We start from the raw sequence: 5,952 nt of genomic DNA, 5'->3' as shown, positions 1-5,952 counted from the left end.
GGCGACGATGCAGTATTTACAGGCGATGCAGTCGTCGGTGTTCATCGTCGTGATGCCGGTTTTTTCGTCCTTGTGGCAGGCTTTCGTCGGACAGACTTTTACGCACGGCGCGTCCTCGCACTGCTGACAAGATACTCTAACATAGCGCTTTTCTTTCAAATTTAGCGGATCGGTTTTATCCTGGATAAAAAGCCTCATTTGACCTTTCGGAACCGAATTTACCTTTTTACAGGCGATCTCGCAATCGGTACAGCCCACGCATTTGTTCTGATCGAATATCATGCCGTAGTGCGGCTTTTTCGGCTCTTGCTTTTTAGCACTTGCGTTTACATCTTGCGCACTTTTATCTGTGCCGTTTTGTGCGAGCAAGCTTGAGGCGATTGCGCCAAGCCCCAAAGAGCCGAGTGCGGCGGATTTTATAAAATTTCTTCTTTGCTTTTGCATATTCTCCTCCGACTAAATTTAAGCAAAACTACTTTGTTTTATTCGCGTCGTGAAAGCTTTTAGCCTCGCTCTCGCTAAGCTTTTTGGCCGCATCGGCAAGCTCGCCGGGCTTTAAAACCTTTAGTAGTTCGGCTTCAAAAATCACCACAGAACCCGCAGGAATTCTATCTACGTCCACGTTGCCGTAGGCTAAATTACTAGGGATTGTAAATTTATATTTCGAGCCCGTATTCATCAAAAGCAACCCCTCGCGCAATCCGTCGATTAAGCCTATCATAGAAAGATGCGCCGGAATTTTAGACGCGAAAGTATCGTCAAATACGCTACCATTCGTCAAATACGCCTTGTAGTTCATCACCACTACGCTCTCAGGTTTTGGCTTTTCGCCCATACCTAGCTTTAAAATTTCATATTGAAGACCGGATTTTGTGGTTTTAACGTCCGGATTTTTGGCATTTTTCGCCATAAATTCCTTGCCTGCTTTTAAATTTTTATCAAGCTCCGCTTTGGAATTTGTTTCTACGATCTTATTTAGTTTATCGGCTCTTTGATTCAAAAGCGCAATAATTTCCTCATCTTTTAGCTTCTGCTGCTTTTTAAGAGCGTCCAAAAACCCCTCTATCACCGCATCTAAGTCGTATTTGACACCTAACGCGGCTTGTGAATGCAGCTGGTTTGAAACATAGCTTCCGGTGGAAGCTCCGATGCTATAAGATTCTTTTTGTTCTTGCGTAGTTAAATTCGCGCCCAACGCGCAGCTTGCCAAAACGATAGGCAAGAAAATTTTTAGTCTTTTTTGCATACATTTGCCTTTTAAATTTCGGGGCCGCGAACTTACGCGACCCCGAAAGAATTATAAATTATTATTTAGAATTCTTTGAGCCTCTTTGATATACTCTTTAGCGGCTTCTAGCCTTTGCTTAGTATATTTAAAGCCATGCATTCCCCATGAGCCGTCTTTTTCGATAAGATCGACGGTGTCTTGAGCTTTTTCGATCAGCTCATAAACGCGAGTTTTGTCGCTGGAGTTAAGCTTTTTAGTCTCAAGGATAGAGTAAATTCCTTGAATGCCGATCTTAACTTGCGAGAAGTCGCTCTTAATTGGAGTTTGCCAGCCCATAACCTCATCGTAAACCTGCTTTTGATTCTTGAAGTGAAGCGTCTCTTTTAGCTCGGAAACGACTGGACTATGGCAGCCTTTGGTATCTTGCATATCTTTATCCGCCCACGAGGTTCGTGCGCACGACCACATAAGATCGACGAAATTTCGTCCGTCTTTATTTCTTTGGAAGTGCCAATCTTTCGCATCTCTCGGACCTTTGGCGGCATCGCCTGCGACTAGAGATTTTCTAGCAGGATCGATGTCGATCTTCCAGATGTGCGATCTTCTTTGAGTATCAAATCCCGCGTTGTCTTGGAACTGAATAGCGTAGAAGTTCTCGCAGCTCATCATAAACGGCATGTGGCAAGATGCGCAGGTGTTGTCTTTATGCGTATCGGCTCTTGCGGCGATGTAGGCTTGCTCTTGGTGGCAATCCTTGCACTCTTTTGTGATCTTAGGCTTTGTATAAAACGCGCTCAAATAGCCCTGCTCTGAGTTGTAATTTACGCCCTTGACGGTTTTATCACCAACTACCGGTCCGGTGTTATCGTGCGGATCGTGGCAGGTTACGCAGCGCATACCCTTCTCGTAGTGAGCGGTAAAGTAGGACTGAGAGCCTTCAGAGCCACAGCCTGGTCCCATAGATTTAAATTTAGAGCTAAGAGATAGATCGGGATTTCCGTTGTTTAGCGGATTAGCACGAGCTAAATCAGGGCTATAGTTAAATCTTTGGTGGCAGCGTTCGCAGTTTGAGGTTCTAAAATTTGTAGCGCCGTCAAGGTGACCGCCCGCTCCATGGCACTCTTCACAGGTGATACCCTTGGAGATAGTGTGCTTTTGAAGCTCTTTTGCGTTACCCAAAGCAGCATAGAATTCTTTTTTAGTTTTAAAATCGAATTTGAATGGGTGGCAGACTTCACAATACGAGCTGTTTGCTTGGAAAAACATCGATTTTTTGTATTTTGCAGCATACGATGCAAGACCTCTTACGTAACCGCCGTTATCGCCGTATTCCTCAAGCGTGCCTGGGAATTCCGGAACGATCTTTTTAATCTTTTTGACCGTCTCATCGTCTAAATTTAACGCCCAAGTCCTTTGGAATTGGTTGCCGCCGGCTACGATTTGACCGGTACCATCTCTTAGCAAGCCGCCCTCTACGTGATAGGTTCCGCGTAGAAGCCATGCATCTACGTAGCCAAATTTTGTCCTTAGATGCCCCACGGTCGCATAAATTACGTCAGGGGTAATACCTTTTGGAAGGATCGACGCCGTATCCGGGCTAAATACAGGATCGGTTAGGTTGTTATTAACCTCCGGGTGCTCGCCCGGGAAGCGGATAGTAGTGGCGTGGCGCGATCTGCTCCATGTCTCATACTGCGCAGGGTGGCACTCGCCGCATTTTTCAGGGCCTATGAATTTATTCGGAAATTGCAAAGAAGAGCCCGCAGGGATTCTATACATCATAGAGCTATAGCCCTTGCCGTCGTCTCTTTTACTAGCCTTTGAAAAGTCAAATCCATGCCCTTCCGCAAGCCACTCCAAACCTCGGTCGTGTACATCCATCTTACCAACCGTCTTACCGCCGTATTTGGTAAAAATCGGGTGATTTTTAAATAGCCAGTCATACATCTCTCGCTCTTCTACGACGTAGTCCTGCAAGGATATGACGCCTCTGCTTTGCAACGTGCCCTTAGGATTTGCGATGACGTCGCGCGATTTTTGCGACATTTCCATCTCATGCCCCATGCCTTCATCAGCACAGGCTCCTGCGGCAAAAATGCTAATACAGGCTAGCGCGCCTAGTAGCATCTTATTCCATTTTTTCATGGCTCCTCCTTTGAAAATCGAAATTTTAAATTAGCAAAGTTCTACGCTCGAAATAATATCAACAAAAAAGGGTGAAAAAGGGAGAAATTTAATGAAGTCTAAATTTAACGAAAAGAGATCGTAAATATCGCGCCTTCGTCGGAATTCGCAGCGCTTATGCTCCCTCCGTTTTTTTCGATTATCATCTTGCTCATATATAGTCCGAGCCCGCTGCCCTGCTGTTTTGTCGTAAAGTGCGGCTCAAAAATTTTATCTAGCTGCGCTTCATCGATGCGGCTTGCGTTATTTTCGATCGTGATTACTCGCTCGCCCTGTTTTAAAAATGAGCGGATTTTAATCTCGCGCCGTTTAAGCGGCACGTCCAAAAACGCCTCCTTTGCGTTGTTTATGATGTTTATAAGCACCTGGATGAGCTCGTTTACGTTGCCGTAAAGCGTAAAATTTTCCTCTATCCGCACGCTTATATCGATGACGTGTTTTTTAAGCGAGGCGTTTAAAATTTTACGCGCCTGCTCGATCGCCTCGCTGGCGCTAAATTCTTTCTTTGGCATGTTCGGATTGAAGAAATTTTTAAAATCCTCGATCGTATCGCTCATAAATTTCACCTGCTCGCCCGCATCTTTTATGCCGCCCTCGAGCCTTTCTTTTGAGAGCTTGCCCCGCTCGTTGTAAAGCTCTAAATTTATGAGCGTGGAGCTGATCTGCGATAGTGGCTGACGCCACTGGTGCGAGATATTGCCGATCATCTCGCCCATGAGCGCGAGGCGGCTTTGATTTATCAGCAAAAGCTGAGTTTGCATCTTTAAAGTCGCGTTTTTTTTGTGAATTTTATAGATACAAAATATGCAGATCAAAAACACTACAAGCAAGCTTAGGCCGCTAACGACAAACTCTTTGGTGTGATAGAGCAGAATGCTTTTTATCGGAATTTTAAAGCTTATCATCGCGATCGTATCGCCTAGACCGCCTTTGAAATTCCCCACATCGCCGTAGAGTTCTTGCATCTTTTTAGGTGCTGCGTTGATGCTGTGGCACTCAGTGCACGAAGGCTGAGAGTTTGTTATCGGCAGGCTCAAAAGATACGAGGCGCCACCTTTATCATAGACGATTCTGGAGTATTCTTTGTATCTATTTTCTTTAAAGCCCTCTAAAATTTCATTCTCAAACTCGCTTCCTTCGTGCTCGGGATTGAGCGGATCGGTAGCGACGAGCTTGTAGTCGTAGTTGATGTTTTCTTTGGCGAGCTGAATTTTATAAATTTCGCGCGTTATGTAGGTCGAGGACATCAGCCTCGGATCGAAAAAATCCTCGCTTAGAAGCTTTTTTTCTTTAAGCTCGTTTATTAGCGGGCGCTGCACGGTCGAGACGTAATCGCGCACCGCATTCATCGTATCTAGGATATAAAACGCCTCGCGCCTCGTGTCCTTTAGCGCAAGCTCGCGGTAGAAGTTAAAAACCAAAGCCGTAATTACGATATATAGCAGCACGAAAACCGCTACGATAAATTTAAATTTATACTTCAAAGAGATACCCCACCGCATATAAATTTTTGATCACGTCCTTGCCGATCTTGCGGCGCAGCTCTTTGACGATCGCCTTAATCGCTTCCTTGCTAGGCTGCTCGAACTCCCACATGTAGTCGAATAGCTGCTCGTAGGTTACGGTTTGATTTTTGCGCGCTAAGAAGTACTCCAAAAGCTTGCTCTCGCTTTTGGAAAGATGACAGGCGCTGTCTTTGACGTAGATGATCTTTTTGGCAAAATCATACTTCAGCTCGCTGCTTATGCTAAATATCGGCGCGTGATTTATCAGCTCCGCAGCGACGTCTTGCAGCGCCTTTATAAAGGCGTTTTTGTCGTACGGCTTAGGCAGATACCTAGTGATCTTAAGCTCCACCGCCCGCCACAGATACTCCTGCTCGGTGTGGCTCGAAAGTATCACGATCGGCACTGAGATGCCGGCAGCGCGAATCTTTTTAACGACCTCTAGCCCGTCCATATGCGGCACGCCGATATCAAAAACCAGTGCGTCGTACGAACCGCTCATCGCCTCATCAAGCGCCTCCAGCCCGTCCTTAACCCCCACTACTTCGCCGAAAAACAGCTGCAGCGATTCGGTTATATTTTTTAAAATCCCGGGCTCATCCTCTAGACAAAGAACCCTTTTATTGGACAAAACGTCCAATAATTCGTAATCTTGCATACTCTATCCGCCTCCAAGCTTAGCGCATTTCATTCTTAATCGTCTCTTAAAATATAACTAGACTTAGATTATATAAATTTAGCATTAAACTAACGTTAAAAAATATACCAAAGCGGTTCACACGTAAATTTAAACTGGAAACTACCTATACATGAGCCTTACGTCTGCATAAGTCGAATAAAAATATCACAAGAACATAAAAAGGCGGGACGATAAGCTTGATATTAAATTTTACCGCCTCGCAGGCGGCATATGAAAGGCGGTAAAATTTTATTTGAGAGGTGCTTGCATATGCATTTCGCAGACAAAGGCAATCAAATCATAAAGATCTATCAGCTCCATAGCTCGGCGGAATAAAATTTAAAATTTAGCCCAAG

Annotated in this window: 4 protein-coding genes and 1 pseudogene; all 5 read right to left on the bottom strand. The window is 45.0% G+C overall.

Translation table 11 applies throughout. The features are described from left to right. Positions 1 to 444 (bottom strand): annotated as a pseudogene (locus Q0340_RS09285) (nitrite reductase); the annotation flags it as partial. A 28-nt stretch (positions 445 to 472) separates the two neighbouring features. Next, positions 473 to 1,246 (bottom strand): FKBP-type peptidyl-prolyl cis-trans isomerase N-terminal domain-containing protein, encoded by a 774-nt coding sequence (locus tag Q0340_RS09280; protein WP_005870892.1) that lies wholly within the window; start codon positions 1,244 to 1,246, stop codon positions 473 to 475. A gap of 51 nt (positions 1,247 to 1,297) precedes the next feature. Further along, positions 1,298 to 3,373: a cytochrome C gene (locus tag Q0340_RS09275; RefSeq protein ID WP_291940175.1), complete on the bottom strand. Its 2,076-nt coding sequence runs from the start codon at positions 3,371 to 3,373 to the stop codon at positions 1,298 to 1,300. A 104-nt stretch (positions 3,374 to 3,477) separates the two neighbouring features. Then, positions 3,478 to 4,896: a DUF3365 domain-containing protein gene (locus tag Q0340_RS09270; protein WP_298083077.1), complete on the bottom strand. Its 1,419-nt coding sequence runs from the start codon at positions 4,894 to 4,896 to the stop codon at positions 3,478 to 3,480. After that, positions 4,886 to 5,575, bottom strand: a complete 690-nt coding sequence (locus Q0340_RS09265; protein WP_291940170.1) for a response regulator transcription factor — start codon at positions 5,573 to 5,575, stop codon at positions 4,886 to 4,888. The genes Q0340_RS09270 and Q0340_RS09265 overlap by 11 nt, the downstream gene beginning before the upstream one ends. Between the last annotated feature and the right edge of the window lie 377 nt (positions 5,576 to 5,952).

Origin of the sequence: uncultured Campylobacter sp., from assembly GCF_938045595.1 — a bacterium.
Lineage (GTDB): Bacteria > Campylobacterota > Campylobacteria > Campylobacterales > Campylobacteraceae > Campylobacter_B.
The sequence above is the reverse complement of the archived record's forward strand: the minus strand, read 5'-3'. Positions and strand labels throughout refer to the sequence as shown.